Source organism: Janthinobacterium sp. GW823-FHT06H09 (genome assembly GCF_058794735.1).
In genome coordinates this window covers 1-15656 of the sequence record NZ_JBXAHC010000015.1, presented here as the reverse complement: position 1 = coordinate 15656, position 15656 = coordinate 1, and the positions used below count along the sequence as shown (strand labels likewise).

The window sequence follows — 15656 nt, the reverse complement described above, 5'->3', positions numbered from 1 at the left end:
ATGAACGCAGTTTTCCACGCCAACCTGGGCATCACCGATTTCTGGACCTTTTTGCTGGGGACCATCTTCATCGTCATCCTGCCCGGCCCCAACTCCATGTACGTGCTGTCGGTCGCCGCCCAGCGCGGCGTGCGGCCCGCCTACCAGGGCGCCTTCGGCATCTTCGCCGGCGACCTGATTCTGATGGTGCTGTCGGCCTGCGGCGTCGCTTCGCTGCTAAAAGCCAGCCCGGCCCTGTTCTACGTGGTGAAATACATCGGCGCGGCCTACCTGGGATGGATCGGCCTGCAGATGCTGATAGGCTGCTGGCGCAAGCTGCGCGCGCCCGCTCCCGCTGAAGGCGAAGCGGCAGCCGTGCCGCCCCCCGTCAAGGAAAGCGACCCGTTCCGCAAGGCGCTGATCATCAGCCTGATGAACCCGAAAGCGATTTTGTTCTTCATCTCGTTTTTCATCCAGTTCGTCGACCCGGCCTTTGCAAAGCCCGTGCTGTCCTTCATCGGCCTGGGCCTGATCTGCCAGGTGATCAGCTTTACCTACCTGACGGCCATCATCTTTGTCGGCGCGCGGCTGGCCGAGACCTTCCGCCGCCGTCGCCGCCTGTCGGCCGGCATGGGCGGCGGCGTGGGCGCCATGTTCATCGGCTTTGGCGCGAAACTGGCCACGGCCACCCTGTAAGGAAAACACCGTGAACGAGCTTGAACTGCGCCAGCGCTGCCATACCATCCTGCCGGGCCACCGCCAGCCGACGCCAGCGGCCACCTTCGCCGCCATGGCCGCCTGGTGCGATGCCAACGATGTTGCACACGATACCTATGGCGAAGGCGCGCTGATCGAACAGTTCGAGAACAAGATCGCCGGCCTGCTCGGTTTCGAGGCGGCCGTGTTCTGCATCACGGGCACCATGACGCAAGTCACGGCCCTGCGCCTGGCCTGCCAGGACCGGGGCTCGCGCCTGGTCGCGCTGCACCCGACATCGCACATCCTGCGCCACGAACGGGGCAACCATGAATTGCTCGACCACTTCAAGGGCTTGATGCTGGGCGACCCGCACCGCCCGTGGACGGTGGACGACCTGCGCGCCGTGCCCGATGCGCTGGGCGCCGCGCAGGTCGAACTGCCGATGCGCGAGATCGGCGGCCAGTGTCCGTCGTGGGATGAGTTGAGCCAGATCAAACGGCACTGCCGCGAACGCAATATCCATCTGCACATGGATGGCGCGCGCCTGTGGGAAGCGCAAGCCGGTTTTGGCCAGCCCCTGCCCGTCATCTGCGACGGTTTTGACTCCGTCTATGTGTCGCTGTACAAGGGCATCGGCGGCCTCGGCGGCGCCATGCTGGCCGGCAGCCGCCCATTTGTCGAGCGTGCGCGCGCGTGGTTCCACCGCCAGGGCGGCAACATCGTGCACCGCACGCCCTACGTGGTGGCCGCCGCCATGCAGTTCGACGCGCGCCTCGCCGCCATGCCCCGCTATTTTGCGCGCACGCAGTGGCTGTACGCGCTGCTGCGCGATTTTCCATCGATCGCCGTCAACCCCGCCCAGCCGCAAGCGAACATGCTGCATCTGCACCTGCCCGTATCGCGCGAGCGGGCCATCGCCATCCGCAACCAGATGGCCGAAGACCACGGCATCTGGCTGTTCGGCCGCGCCAGCCACGCGGCCCTGCCCGGGCACAGCGTGGTGGAGTGGTATGTGGGCGACAACTTGCTGGAACTGCCCGACGACAGAGTGCGGCTGGCCTTGACCCTGCTGGATCAGGCCATGCGCAACAAGGCACCATCGGCGTAGGTCGGGGTAGGTCGGGGTAGGTCGGGTTAGCGCATAGCGCGTAACCCGACAACACCACAGCCATCGCCAACAATACCGTCGGATTACGCGCGGCTTCGCCACGCTAATCCGACCTACACCCTACCGTGCACAACAGCGCACCACCGCTGGGATCTGCCAAAAAAAAAGCGCCCGAAGGCGCTTTTTTCATTCATGGCGGCCGGGTCGGCCGCCACTACCTGCTTAGAACTTGTAGTTATAAGCGAGACCGATCAACTGCATGCGGGTCTTGAACAGGCCCTTGGTGGTTTCACCGTTGCCGGTGCAGCCCGTCTTGACCGGCGAGCAGTCGTTTGTGTAGTTGACGTCAGCATCCTTGAAGTCGATATAGCTGTAAGCCAGGTCGATCGAGGAATTGGCGTTCAGCTTCCAGTTCGCGCCGATCGAATACTGCATGCGGTCGCTGTCCGGCAAGGCCGGGTGGCGCAATTCGGCGCTGCGGACCGGCGCCTGGTCGTGGGCGATACCGGCGCGCAACATCAGGCTTTCGCTGTACTTGTAGTTGGTGCCCAGCGACACGCGGTAGGTGTCTTTCCAGTTCTGGCGAATGCGCTCGGCGCCTTCGGCCGTCGGCGGGAACTGGATGTCCAGGTTCTGCAGGCGCGAAGTGCGGGTCCAGGTGACGTCGCCCATCAAGGCCCATTTATCATCCATCTGATGGAAGGCGTTGACCGACAGGGTTTCCGGCGTACGCAATTCCACCAGCGCTTCCGAATTGACCTTGTTCGACGCCTTGGCGATGAAAGCGTTCACGGCCGGATTGCTCGTCACTTGCGAGAAGTCCCAGATGGTGCTGCCCTTGAGCTTGTGCGAAATCGACGAGCGGTAGGCGATACCGAAACGCGTGCCTTCGTTCAGCTGGTACAGGTAGCCCAGGTTGAAGCCGAAGCCCCAGTCATGGCCGTCCATCGAGGCGTGGCCATCCTTGATCGGGCCCTGCAGCGCGGCGCCCGCAGCTTGCGCCGCAGCCAGGCCCTGCGTCTTGGCGATATTGGCCAGGAAGGCCTGCGATGCGCTAGGGGCAAACTTGCCCAGGAAGGCAACCGAACCCGGCACGTCCACACCCTGGCCCAGTTCCGCCTTCATGTATTCGGCCGTCACGCCGAAACCGAACGAGTGATGCTGGTCCAGCTTGAACGACACGGAAGGATTCAGGGCGATGGCTTCGAGCTTGATATTGGTGATCGCGTAGCGGCCATACCAGTCGTTGCCGTAGTCGAGCTTGGCACCATACGGCACGAACAGGCCAGCGCCGACGGTCCACTGCTCATTGATTTTCTTGCTGGCATACAGCGCTGGCGCGAACACGGCATCCGGCGCATAGTCCTTGGTTGCCGCGTAAGGCGTGCGGTTGCCCGGGAAGAAAGGCTTGGAGCCCGAATCCGTGTACGTCGAATGCGGTACCACCAGGGTGCCGCCGCCCACGAATTGCGTGCCTTCCAGGCGCGCCATGCCGGCCGGATTATAGAAAATGGTCGACGCGTCGGCCGCTTCGGCGCCGCTGGCATCGGCCGTGCCCTGGGCGGAAACGCTTTGCGAGCCGAAACGGTAGCCCGATGCCTGGGCGGTGGAAGCGAAGCCGGCGCATGCGACGGCGATGAGGAGGGGCAGATATTTATGTTTCAAGTTAGTCTCTCTTTATTATATGAAGTGTCTTCGTCACATTGTCCCGGGTAGCTCAACCTCACCCGTCCTGCACTGTTCTTGCCGCCGTGAACTCCAATTCACTGACGGCATGAGCGAAGCATATAATATTTTTTAGAAAAAAGCGAACGTTCGCTCTTTTTATGAAACAGCGTTGTTTTCCATGCCAATCACGACGCACTACAGCGCCGGCGCCGGGGCTGGAAGCGGTATCAGGAAGCGCTGATGCATCAGCGCCAACATCTGTTCGGCCGGCACGGGACGCGAGATGAAATAGCCCTGCACTTCATTGCATTGCAGCGCGCGCAGGATGTCGAGCTGCTCGCGCGTCTCCACGCCTTCGGCCACCACGCTCATGCCCAGCGCATGGGCCATCGACAGGATGGCGCGCACGAAGACCTCGCCCTGCTCCGAGCGGCCCAGCTCCATGGTGAAGGCGCGGTCGATCTTCAAGCCATCCATGGCGAACTTCTGCAGCTGCGACAGCGAGGAATAGCCGGTGCCGAAATCGTCGACCAGCAGGCGCACGCCCAGCGCGCGGATGGCCGACAGCTGCTCGACGGCGCGGTTCTGCTCATCCATCATGGCCGATTCCGTGATCTCCACCTCGATCAGGCGCGCGTCGATGCGGTGGCGCGTCAGCGCGGACGCCAGCACCTGGTGCACGTCGCCACGGCCGAACTGGCGCGCCGACACGTTGATCGATACGGGCACCAGTTCCAGTCCGCTGGCTTGCCAGCGCGCCATCTGCAGGCACACCTTTTCGATGACGACTTCGCCCAGCTGCGAAATCAGGCCGCTGCTCTCGGCCACGGGGATGAATTCCAGCGGCGGCACCATGCCATGCTGCGGATGGTGCCATCGCACCAGCGCCTCCATGCTGCACAGCTGCCCGCTCATGGCGTCGACGCGCGGCTGGTAGACGACGAGGAACTGGTCCTGCTCCAGCGCCGCCACCAGGCTTTGCTCCAGTTCGCGGCGGCTGCGGATGGTTTCGAACAATTCCGGCTGGAAAAAGCGGTGATGGCCCTTGCCCGCCACTTTCACGGCGTACATGGCGATGTCGGCGTTCTTCAGCAGCACTTCCGTCTCGGCGCCATCGCGCGGATACAGGCTGATGCCGATCGAGGCGCCCATCTTGTGGCGTTCGCTGCCCAGGTAAAACGGTTCGTCAAAGGCGATGGCGATGCGCTGCGCCACCTGCTCGGCGCGGCTGTCGTCCTCCACCGGGTCGAGCACGACAACGAATTCGTCGCCGCCCAGGCGCACGACGTGGTCGCCCGGCCGCAGCACGGCCTTCAGGCGCAGCGAGGCGGCGCGCAGCACTTTATCTCCCTCGGCGTGGCCCTGCGTATCGTTGATATCCTTGAAGCCGTCCAGGTCGATGAACAGCAGCGCCAGCATGCGCCGCGCGATGGCGGCGCGGCCCAGGGCGCCGGGCAGGAATTGCTGCAGCCAGTATCGGTTGGGCAAGCCCGTCAAGCCGTCCTCGTTGGCCAAGCGGCGCAAGTCGCGCTCGTGCTCCTTGGCCGTGCTGATGTCTTGCAGAGTGACGGCCAGGCGGTCGCCGCTGCGCACCAGGCGCCGGCGTATCCAGCGCAGCTTGAATGGATTGCCTTCCGGCAGCTCGATCTCTTCCTCGGAGAAGCCGGACTCCATGGCGGCCCGGTAATTGTGGATCAGGTCGCGGAAATACGGCTCATGGGCGCGCGACTGCAGGCGCATGCCCAGCAATTGTTCGCGCCGCACGCCGAAGTAGCCGGCGCCCGGCTCGTTGCAGTCGACCATCTCGAAATCGAGGATGCTGCCATCGGCGCCGCGCAGGGCGGCGATGATATAAAAGCCGTCGCTCGTGCCTTCGGTTGCCATGCGGTAGGCATTGCGCACGCCTTCGGACTGGTGGTGGCGCCACGCCAGGCGCAGCGACAGCACCGTGGCGACGGCGGCAAAGGCCAGCAGCAGCACGGTGACGGCCAGCGCGATGCCGATATAGATGGTGCGCGTTTCCTCGTAGGGGTGCAGCATTTCGCCGTCCGACAGGCCGACCACGGCCGTAAACGGATAGGCTTTCAACGCCTGCCAGCCCACATAACGGCTTTGCTTGTCGGAAAAAGCGATCCGGCCACCCGAATGCAGGGCGCCGCTCTCCGTTTCCAGGAAACTGGTGTCGAGGAATGGCGTACCCTGTGCGCTCCGGGCCGGCAACACGCGCGCACCGAGACGCGTGCTGAACAGCTCGCCCTCTTCCCCCACCATGGCGGACATGCCGAACTTGCCGAAATTGACGCTGTTGTAGAATTCGGAAAAATAGCTGGAGTGGATGGAGATCAGCAGCACGCCGTCGAAATTGCCATCCACGTCTTCCAGCCGGCGCGTGAAATGCACGAGGCTTTCGTCGGCGCCCGGGGGTGCCGCCGCTTCGCTCGCCCTCCCCAGCGCGATGCGCAGGGCGCTGGAATTGCTGCGCCAGTGGCGCAGCAGGAAATCGCTGCGCTCGTTGACGCGCAGGCGCTGCAGCGGCGCCGTGGCCGTCACGGGATGACCCTTGCGGTCGAGAATGGCGACGATGGCAAATTGCGGCAAGGCATACATGCCCTGCGTCTTCAATTGGTCGAGACGCAACTGGCCGCGCGAATTTTCCCATTCATACTTGAGCTGCAAGGTCAGCTGGTCCATCTGCTCCAGGGTGCGCAGCAGATACTGGCTGTAGGCTTTCGACAACGAGGAAACGCTGTCGAGCGCCTGCTGCTGCGCCACCTTTTTTTCCGCCTCCAGCTGCAGCAAGGTGGCCGTCCACAGCACCGCGCACAGGACCAGCCCCAGCAAGGGCCAAGCCAGGATCAGGCGCAGATTGGCCTTGAAAAAATCGGCCCTGCTCATCTCCACTACGGCGCCGTTATTATTATTTACAAATTGTCGCAAGAACATGGTGCAGCGTCTGCCGTTTCTGTGTATTTCTTCAAGGACACACAAATTACCACAGAGTCATGTTTACAGGTAAGCCGGCCGCGTAATTATGTATGCGGCCCGCAGACCGCCTGTCGCGCCTGCGTTACAATCACCATCCTTACCGTTGGAGAAATACATGCAGCAATATCAAGATTTGATCAAGACCGTGCTCGAAACGGGCAGCTGGCAAGACAACCGCACGGGCATCCGCACCCTGAGCGTGCCGGGCGCCATGATGCGTTTCGACTTGGCCAACGGCAACTTCCCTGCCGTCACGACCAAGAAACTGGCTTTCAAATCCGTGATCGGCGAATTGTGCGCCTTCCTGCGGGCCTCGCGCAACGCGGCCGAGTTCCGCGCGCTGGGCTGCAAGGTGTGGGACCAGAACGCCAATGAAAATGCGCAATGGCTGGCCAATCCCTACCGCGAAGGCGAGGATGACCTCGGTCCCGTGTATGGCGTGCAATGGCGTCAATGGCCTGCGTACAAGCTGCTCGACGCCGACCAGCCCGCGCAAATCGCCGACGCGCAAGCGAACGGTTTTACCCTGGTTGCCCCCATCGTCGAGGAGGGCGTGCAAAAAGTGCTGCTGTACAAGGCCGTCGACCAGTTGCGCGAATGCCTGGACACTATCATGACCAATCCCGGCAGCCGCCGCATCCTGTTCCACGGCTGGAACCCGGCCGTGCTCGATGCCGTCGCCCTGCCCGCCTGCCACTTGCTGTACCAGTTCATCCCGAACGCCAGCACGCGCGAAATTTCGCTGTGTTTATATGTGCGCAGCAACGATATCGGCCTGGGCACGCCGTTCAACATCGCCGAAGGCGCGGCCCTGCTGCACTTGGTGGCGCGCCTGACGGGCTACACGCCGCGCTGGTTCACCTACTTCATCGGCGACGCGCACATCTATGAAAACCACCTCGACATGGTGGAAGAACAATTGAAGCGCACGCCGTTCCCGGCGCCCAAGTTTGTCATTTCCGACCGCGTGCCCGATTACGCGAAGACGGGCAAATACGAACCGGAATGGCTGGAAAAGATCGAACCGTCGGATTTCTCGCTGGAAGGTTATGAACACCATGCGCCGATCAAGGCGGCGATGGCCGTCTGATGGCGGTCGCACCGCTGGCGGCGCTGCACCGCAAACTGTTTGACGAAACGGACGGCGTCAAGTTTTCCAATCTGAAAGACCGGTTGCTGAAAAAGCATGCGGCCGACGAGCGGCAAGCCGTGCTCGCTATCCTGACCGCCTACGCCAGGGAAGGCCAGCTGCTGCACTGGCGCGCCTTCCTGATGACGGATATCGTCGCCCTGGCCGAACCGGGAGAATACGGCGATTTTTTCAGCTGGAGCCTTGATATGGACGGCCTCGCCTACTGGGGCGTGGATGGCATGCTCAAAAGCATGGGCAAGGAGGCGTATGCTCCGCTCGTGGCCTTGGCCACTGCGGAAAATGCCAAGCTGAGCGTGCGCGCCAAGGCCGTGAAAAGCCTGGCCGTCTTCAGCCGCCAGCCTTTCGATGCCGGTTTGCCGTACGATCCCGGCCATTGGAAGGAAGAGCAGCTGCGACTGGAGGCTGTGCAGGCCTGGCAGCGCGATGCTTACCCGGATGGCGCAGGCCATGCGGCGCCGGCCACCCACGCAGCGCTCGATGAGCCGCGCACGCCGCTGGAAAAGGCTGCCGCCAGGCTGGAGAAAAAACTGGCGGCCCGGCGCAAGAAGGAGCAGGACCTGGCGCGGCCATCGAACTGGCTGACCATCGCCAACGCCGCCGACATGGCCGGCATCGCGCAGCGCTGGGCCTTGCCGGAGCAGTACCGGCGCTTCCTGGCTTGCCATTCACCGCTGCGGGTGTTGATCGACAGCCCACAGTATTTCCAGGGCTTGAGCCTGTACGGCGCGGCCGAGCTGGTCAAGGCCCAGTACGGTTACGCCTGGGATGCCGTCAGCGGCGCCGCCATCGCCGGCTGGCAGGAACAATACCTGGTGATCGCCGACGCGGGCGCCGATCCATATTGCCTGGACCTGGGCGCCATTGCCGGCGGCGATGCGCCCGTGTACACGGCCGAACACGGCATGGGCGCATGGCGCTTCGAGCGCCATGCGGACAGTTTCATCGACTTCCTGAACGAGATCGCGGCAGCCGCCTAGCCTGCTTCGCCTCCCGGTCCGCCCGGGCCGGGACCGCCTGGGCCGCCCGGCCCCCGTCCGCCCGGCGGACCGAAGCGCGGTTCCCGTTCGCCCTCTTTCGCCGCCGACGTGGCGCCGCCCAGGCGGTACGACAGCCCCACGTAAATCATGCGTCCATCGAAGCGCCGCGTGCTCGTCTCGCGCAAGGAAGCGCTGTTGATGACGGTTTCCATCTTGTTGCTGCTGAACACATCGGTCACATTCATGACCAGGCTCAATTGCGGCGTCACCGTGTGGCGCCAGCTCACGTTCAAGGTGTTGTTCGGCGAGCGGTAGCCCTGTCCCGACAGCATCTTGCCCTGCATTTGCAGGGCCAGCTGCAGCTGGTTGGCCGGGTTGATCTGGTAATTGAGGCGCGCGCGGCCGCTCAGGGCATTCGCCGTGCGCGTGCTGCGATTGCCCAGGTCGTCGGAACTCGTCTGCTGGCTGCGCGCCAGGTTGCCGCTCGTGTTCAGGGTCAACGATGGCGTGAGCTTGCCGCTGACGCTGAACTCCAGGCCGCTCGAATGGCTGCCCTCGCCGTTTTCCCGCGTTGTCAGCAGCACATTGTCACTGATGAAATAGCGGTAATCGACGATGGCATCCGTGTCGCGCCGGTGGTAGGCGCGCAAGCTGCTTTCCAGGCCAAACAATTTCGTTTCATAGCCGATCTCGAACGAATCCGTCTGCGTGGGCTTCAGCTTCGGGTTGCCGGCCGACACATTGAACTCGTCGCGGTAGATCACGTACGGATTCAGGTCGCCCGCGCTCGGGCGGCGCAGGCGGTGCGCATAGCTGAAGCGCAAATTGCTCTCGTCGCTGACCTTATACGTGGCAAACAGGCTGGGAATGTAGTTGACGTAATTGTTGCCGGCCTCGACGCCGCTGGTGATCTGGCGCACGTTCAAGTCCGTGTATTCGGCGCGCAAGCCGGCCAGCGCGCCCCAGCGCTCGCTCAGGCGCATCTGGTAGGAGCCGTACAGCGCGATGGTGCGTTCGTCGAGCTCGAAACGGTTGCTGCGCATGGGGTTGACGGTCTCGGCCAGGCTGGCCGGGTTGATGTCCGTGTACAGGGTGTCGAAGCTGCTCTTGTTGTCGGCCACCTTGTAGCCGAGCTTGGCCGTGCCGCCCGCCAGCGGGCGCTCGTAGTCGCCGCTGAAGTCGACGATGCGGTTGCCCGTCTCGCTATGCTGGCGCGCGCGGCTGTCGAAGGTCTTGACGGGCGCGACCGCGTAGGTATTGGCGTAATCGCTGTCGCTCTCGTTGGTCGACGACGACACGCGCAAATCGATCTTGAGGGTTTCGCCCGGCAACTCGCCCTTGTGGTCGTAGCGCGCGCCCCAGCTGTAGTTGCGGCTGTCGCCGTTGCGCACGGTGCTGCGCACATAGTCGCCGATGGTGCTGCCCGTGCTGTCGCCATTGAGGTAGCGGTCAAGCGAGCGCTGGTCGTTGCTGCGCCCGTTATACGACACGCTGGCGGCCAGGGTATCGCTGGCGTTCAGGTTGTAATTGACGGTGCCGTGCAAGCCCAGCGAGTCATTCAAGCCATTGCTGGCGGACTGCTGGCTGCTGGGGGCGAACGCGCCAGCCCCACGCTCCAGGCGCTCGCGGCTGACCTCGGCCACGGAATTGCGGCCGTCATGGCGTACATTGATGCCGCCCTGGTAGCCCCACGGCCCTTCGTTATAGGTGCCGGAGACGGAGCTGTTGTAGCGTCCGGCGATGCCGGCATTCGCGTTGACGGTGGCAAAGCCGCCCGGCTTGCGGTTGCGCCGCATCACCAGGTTCAGGATCGGGCCGCCACCGGCCTCATTGCCGAACTGGGCGCCGGGATTGTTGATCACTTCCACCGATTCGATATCGTCGGCGGCCATGGCGTTCAGGGTGGCGCCGCGCGAATCGCCCTGCAGCATGGCCGACGGCTTGCCATCAATCAATATCTGCACATTGCTGCTGCCGCGCAGGGAGACGGACCCATCGGGATCGACGGCCACCGACGGCACATTGTTCAAGGCATCGGCCGCCGTGCCATTGGTGCTGCCGACGTCGGACTTGACGTCGTAGACTTGCCGGTCGATGCGGCCCGTGGGACGTTCGGCCGTCACGCTGACGGACGGCGGCGCATCCACGGCGGGCGTCTTGGCAGGCGGCTTGACGATGGTATCACCGGTGACGGTTTGCGCCTGGACAGCGGCGCCGGAGACGAGCAGGCTGCCGCCCGCCAGGCAATGGAAAAGAAGTTTATGCATTTGGCTAAAAGATAATCGAGACGCTACGGATGAGGCACTACGCCGCAGCGTGAGAGCACATGCCAAGCATGCCACGATTGCAAGGAGCAAAGCAAATGCGAACCATTGTTATTTACTTCAATTTACAAATCTCCGGTGCTTGTGGCATTCCAGCCTCATGCCATGCAGCTCGCGCTGCCCGGGATATCTCCGATGCCCGCAAGCGTCGCGAGCGCCGTGTTGCCATGGCCGGCACCCGCGTCGCGCGCGTAGTTTTCGCCGGCCTCAAAAACGGTACGCCAGGCTAGCCAGCAAGGTCGGATTATGGGACGAAGACTCAGTCAGCGAAGCTCCCCCGCGGGTACGCCAGGCCAGCGTCATGCCTGCGCTCCATGCTGCGCCTGCATAGCGGACGCCGACGCCACTGCCGGCCAGCGTGCGCCGGTTTCCCGTACTCGCCAAGGCGTCCTTGTTGATGTCAACTCGTCCCATATCGTAGAAGACGAACGGCACCGCCGCACCGATTGTGTAGCGCACCTCGGCCTGTGCCAGCCAGCCATTGTCACCATACGCCTCGCCGTTCGGATACGCCCGCACACCGTTCACGCCCCCAAGGCCCAGCTTTTCGGACGGGTCGAGGTTGTTCCCCGCGCGCTGCGCGGACAGGCGACCATAGAGGTCAATCTTGCTATTGAGAGACTGAACGCGCGCCAGGTCGATGTTCAGCTTGGAGAACGCACCGGCCGTGCGGGCGCTCGCGCTGTCGATGGTCTCGCTTGCCTTATCCAGTCCGAGGCGCCCATGCACCCACGAGACGACACCGTAGGTGATGCCGGCGTAAATGAACTGATCGCGCACGTCAAAGGACAAATTGACCGGCACGACTGTACTTCGCTTGTCACTTGACGACGAAGTCGCCCCCTGGCGGTCCTGCAGGGACTTGTGATCGATGCTGGCCGAGACGATCAGGTTGCGCGACTGCGAGCGGACGATCGGATAGCTCATCCCGACGCTCGCCACGTCCGCCGTGCCGCGCGCGCCGAGGGACGCGAAACTGCCTGCAAGTTCGTAGTATGAATGCGTGTAACTGGCGCGTCCGCGCAAGCCGCTGTAACCGATGGGTGCCGCATACGCCACCGATCCAAACCACATTTGGGCATCCGTATAGAGCGCCTGCAGCGAGAGTTGATCACCGAGCATGAATGGACTGTCGGCATCCAGGCTCGCGTGAAGACGCGTGCGGCCGGTCGCCCGCGTGCCAAAATTGTCGATCCCCGCTTCCCCCTTGTAACGATGATCCCTTTGCACATCGACGATCAGGTCGCCAGTGCCGACCTCCTTTCCAGGGCGCATCAGCGGCGCCGTGATCACGCCGGGCTGATCGTTCAATAAAAGGGTCGTGCGCTCCAACAGGTGCGCCTCGATCAAGGCGCCCTTCGGCAGTGCCGACAGGAAGCCTTGCGCCCCTGACGTCAATGCGCCATCGCCCGTCGCCTGCACCAGGCCATAACGACCTTCGAGGATCTCGATGCGTAATTCGCCAGCGGACAGATCCTGTTGTGGCAGGTAAGCACGCGCGAAAGGATAGCCGGCTTGCTGATAACGGGAGGTAATGTGCGCGGCAAGCGCGGACAGTCCCGCGAAGTCATATGTCTTGCCTGTGACCGGGCCAAGGTCGGCCAGCAGTTCCGTACTCGGGATCTGCGTGTTGCCGCTTATCGTCACGCGCTGCAGCGTTATTTGCACGCCACCGGAAACCTGTGCCGCCGGTTGAGGCGCAGGCAGCACGCGCAGCGTGGGTGCCGCACGACTGGTCGGTTGCGGCAGCGTACGCGCATTTTCCTGCAGCAGCGTACCCGCATCAGGTAATTGCTGGGCAAGCGCGGGCATGCAGGCCGTGACGAACAGCGTCATCGGCAAAACAGTGGATGGATGCTTCATAGAATACCCATGTCCTGAAGGTGTCAGAGATTATTCGGCGCCGGGGCGTTGGAGGTATCGCTGCTTGCGCTGGCAGGCATGCGGATGCCGCCAGATACGACCATCACATCGAGATATTTGGCATCGCGGTTGGCACCAGCGCCTTGGGTCGACGACTGGCGCCGCTGCGTGGTGCTGGCCGGTGCCGCATTAGCGCCCGTCCCCTCGCTCATGGCAGTCTGTGCTGTCCCCGACTGCGGCGCAGTCACGCTTTCAGCCACGGCGACATAGGCCAGCCCGCCGACCGCGGGCGCGGCAAACGACGACGTGATACCCGCCGCCTGCGGCGTAATCGTCGCCGCGGCTGCCGTTGCCGTTGCCGTTGCCGTCGAGTTTGCCCGGGCTGGTGCCGTCAGTATCCTGCCTGTGCTTGAACTTGACGCAGGGATAAGGTAATTGCCGGCATCTGCACCGCTCAAAGTGAGGCCGGTGACGCTGACCGGAATGGCAATACCGGCGGATGCCTGTGCGAATTTCGCTGAGGCCGAATTGGCATCGAGCTTAATGGTATCGTTGGCGACGAGCCCTGTAAGCGTTCCTGGCGTTGCAATCATTGCCGTCGTCGTGCCGTCAGCCGTCTTGTCGGCAACGGCGAGACCGCTGACGGTAACAGGTTTCGGCGTAATGGCCGCCGTCACGCTGGCCGGCGCGGTCACGCTGTAATTCGCCGCCAAGCCACTACCGTCGCCCAGCTGGGCGCCGCTGACGGTCACGGTTTTGCCGTTGCCGGCATTCTTGTCGGCAAACGCACCCGTCAATGCGCCCAAGGCGAGCGTTTCGTTGCCGACGAGGCCAGACAGCGTGCCGCCGCTCAGCGTGGCCGCCGTGCCGCCATCATAGATTTTATTCGCGGCCGACACGCCCGTGATACTGAGCGCTTTCGGCGTAATGGCCGCCGTCACGCTGGCCGGTGCAGTGACACTGTAGTTGGCCGCCAGGCCCGTGCCGTCACCCAGCTGGCCGCCGCTCACGGTCACGGTTTTGCCGTTGCCGGCATTCTTGTCGGCAAAGGTGCCCGTTAATGCGCCCAAGGCGAGCGTTTCGTTGCCGACCAGGCCCGACAGCGTGCCGCCAGTCAGCGTGGCTGCCGTGCCGCCGTCATAGATTTTATTCGCGGCCGACACGCCCGTGATGCTGAGCGCCTTCGTCGTAATGGCCGCCGTCACGCTGGCCGGCGCGCTCACGCTGTAATTCGCCGCCAGGCCTGTGCCGTCGCCCAGCTGGCCGCCGCTGACGGTCACGGTTTTGCCGTTGCCGGCATTCTTGTCGGCAAACGCCCCTGTCAATGCGCCCAAGGCGAGCGTTTCGTTGCCGACGAGGCCCGACAGCGCACCGCCGCTCAGCGTAGCCGCCGTGCCGCCATCATAGATTTTATTCGCGGCCGACACGCCCGTGATACTGAGCGCTTTCGGCGTAATGGCCGCCGTCACGCCGGCCGGTGCAGTGACACTGTAGTTGGCCGCCAGGCCAGTGCCGTCGCCCAGCTGGCCGCCGCTGATGGTCACGGTTTTGCCGTTGCCGGCATTCTTGTCGGCAAATGCACCCGTCAATGCGCCCAAGGCGAGCGTTTCGTTGCCGACGAGGCCCGACAGCGTGCCGCCGCTCAGCATAGCCGCCGTGCCGCCGTCATAGATTTTATTCGCGGCCGACACGCCCGTGATACTGAGCGCTTTCGGCGTAATGGCCGCCGTCACGCTGGCCGGCGCCGTCACGCTGTAGTTCGCCGCCAAGCCACTACCGTCGCCCAGCTGGCCGCCGCTGACGGTCACGGTTTTGCCGCTGCCGGCATTCTTGTCGGCAAACGCACCCGTCAATGCGCCCAAAGCGAGCGTCTCGTTGCCGACCAGGCCCGACAGCGTGCCGCCGCTCAGCGTGGCCGCCGTGCCGCCGTCATAGATTTTATTCGCGGCCGATACGCCCGTGATACTGAGCGCCTTCGGCGTAATGGCCGCCGTCACGCTGGCCGGCGCGCTCACGCTGTAGTTCGCCGCCAGGCCCGTGCCGTCGCCCAGCTGGGCGCCGCTCACGGTCACGGTTTTGCCGCTGCCGGCATTCTTGTCGGCAAACGCACCCGTCAATGCACCCAGTGCCAGGGTTTCGCTGCCGACCAGACCGGACAGCGTGCCGCCGCTCAGCGTGGCCGCCGTGCCGCCATCATAGATTTTATTCGCAGCCGACACGCCCGTGATACTGAGCGCTTTCGGCGTAATGGCCGCCGTCACGCTGGCCGGCGCGCTCACGCTGTAATTCGCCGCCAAGCCACTACCGTCGCCCAGCTGGCCGCCGCTCACGGTCACGGTTTTGCCGTTGCCGGCATTCTTGTCGGCAAACGTCCCTGTCAATGCCCCCAAGGCGAGCGTTTCGTTGCCGACGAGGCCCGACAGCGTGCCGCCGCTCAGCGTGGCTGCCGTGCCGCCGTCATAGATTTTATTCGCGGCCGACACGCCCGTGATACTGAGCGCTTTCGGCGTAATGGCCGCCGTCACGCTGGCCGGCGCGCTCACGCTGTAATTCGCCGCCAGGCCTGTGCCGTCGCCCAGCTGGCCGCCGCTGACGGTCACGGTTTTGCCGTTGCCGGCATTCTTGTCGGCAAACGCCCCTGTCAATGCGCCCAAGGCGAGCGTTTCGTTGCCGACGAGGCCCGACAGCGCACCGCCGCTCAGCGTAGCCGCCGTGCCGCCATCATAGATTTTATTCGCGGCCGACACGCCCGTGATACTGAGCGCTTTCGGCGTAATGGCCGCCGTCACGCCGGCCGGTGCAGTGACACTGTAGTTGGCCGCCAGGCCAGTGCCGTCGCCCAGCTGGCCGCCGCTGATGGTCACGGTTTTGCCGTTGCCGGCATTCTTGTCGGCAAATGC

The 15656-nt window shown here is 63.8% G+C and carries 9 protein-coding genes; 4 read left to right on the top strand and 5 right to left on the bottom strand.

Features of this window, described 5'->3' with window-relative positions:
• Window positions 1-675, top strand: a complete 675-nt coding sequence (leuE, locus tag AC1Q6X_RS22670; RefSeq protein WP_492498460.1) for a leucine efflux protein LeuE — start codon at window positions 1-3, stop codon at window positions 673-675.
• 10 nt (window positions 676-685) lie between these two features.
• Window positions 686-1786 (top strand): threonine aldolase family protein, encoded by a 1101-nt coding sequence (locus AC1Q6X_RS22665; RefSeq protein WP_492498459.1) that lies wholly within the window; start codon window positions 686-688, stop codon window positions 1784-1786.
• A gap of 222 nt (window positions 1787-2008) precedes the next feature.
• Here the strand turns inward: AC1Q6X_RS22665 and AC1Q6X_RS22660 are convergent, their stop codons facing one another.
• Together AC1Q6X_RS22660 and AC1Q6X_RS22655 are read right to left on the bottom strand one after the other, a co-directional pair.
• On the bottom strand, window positions 2009-3451 hold the full coding sequence (locus AC1Q6X_RS22660; RefSeq protein ID WP_070224443.1) for an OmpP1/FadL family transporter: 1443 nt from the start codon (window positions 3449-3451) through the stop codon (window positions 2009-2011).
• Window positions 3452-3649: 198 nt separating this feature from the next.
• Window positions 3650-6349: a bifunctional diguanylate cyclase/phosphodiesterase gene (locus tag AC1Q6X_RS22655; RefSeq protein WP_492498458.1), complete on the bottom strand. Its 2700-nt coding sequence runs from the start codon at window positions 6347-6349 to the stop codon at window positions 3650-3652.
• A gap of 205 nt (window positions 6350-6554) precedes the next feature.
• Here AC1Q6X_RS22655 and AC1Q6X_RS22650 point away from each other — a divergent pair, with 205 nt between their 5' ends.
• Window positions 6555-7529, top strand: a complete 975-nt coding sequence (locus AC1Q6X_RS22650; protein WP_492498457.1) for a thymidylate synthase — start codon at window positions 6555-6557, stop codon at window positions 7527-7529.
• Window positions 7529-8569: an SMI1/KNR4 family protein gene (locus AC1Q6X_RS22645; protein WP_492498456.1), complete on the top strand. Its 1041-nt coding sequence runs from the start codon at window positions 7529-7531 to the stop codon at window positions 8567-8569. Before AC1Q6X_RS22650 ends, AC1Q6X_RS22645 begins: the two co-directional genes overlap by 1 nt.
• Here AC1Q6X_RS22645 and AC1Q6X_RS22640 read toward each other — a convergent pair.
• The 3 genes from AC1Q6X_RS22640 to AC1Q6X_RS22630 form a co-directional block, all read right to left on the bottom strand.
• A complete protein-coding gene (locus AC1Q6X_RS22640) occupies window positions 8566-10836 on the bottom strand; it encodes a TonB-dependent receptor domain-containing protein (RefSeq protein WP_492498455.1) in 2271 nt (756 codons plus the stop codon). The two genes, AC1Q6X_RS22645 and AC1Q6X_RS22640, sit on opposite strands and share 4 nt — an antisense overlap.
• A 264-nt stretch (window positions 10837-11100) precedes the next feature.
• Entirely contained in the window at window positions 11101-12756 is a 1656-nt protein-coding gene (locus AC1Q6X_RS22635) for a ShlB/FhaC/HecB family hemolysin secretion/activation protein (RefSeq protein WP_492498454.1), read from the bottom strand.
• 23 nt (window positions 12757-12779) lie between these two features.
• Window positions 12780-15656: beta strand repeat-containing protein (locus tag AC1Q6X_RS22630; RefSeq protein WP_492498453.1), on the bottom strand; the 2877-nt coding region annotated here is incomplete at its 5' end.

Excerpts from the sequence above, each read along its gene's own strand:
- leuE (WP_492498460.1), top strand. The coding sequence starts at position 1 with ATGAACGCAGTTTTCCACGCCAACCTGGGCATCACCGATTTCTGGACC.
- AC1Q6X_RS22655 (WP_492498458.1), bottom strand. The coding sequence starts at position 6,349 with ATGAGCAGGGCCGATTTTTTCAAGGCCAATCTGCGCCTGATCCTGGCT.
- AC1Q6X_RS22650 (WP_492498457.1), top strand. The coding sequence starts at position 6,555 with ATGCAGCAATATCAAGATTTGATCAAGACCGTGCTCGAAACGGGCAGC.
- AC1Q6X_RS22645 (WP_492498456.1), top strand. The coding sequence starts at position 7,529 with ATGGCGGTCGCACCGCTGGCGGCGCTGCACCGCAAACTGTTTGACGAA.
- AC1Q6X_RS22640 (WP_492498455.1), bottom strand. The coding sequence starts at position 10,836 with ATGCATAAACTTCTTTTCCATTGCCTGGCGGGCGGCAGCCTGCTCGTC.
- AC1Q6X_RS22635 (WP_492498454.1), bottom strand. The coding sequence starts at position 12,756 with ATGAAGCATCCATCCACTGTTTTGCCGATGACGCTGTTCGTCACGGCC.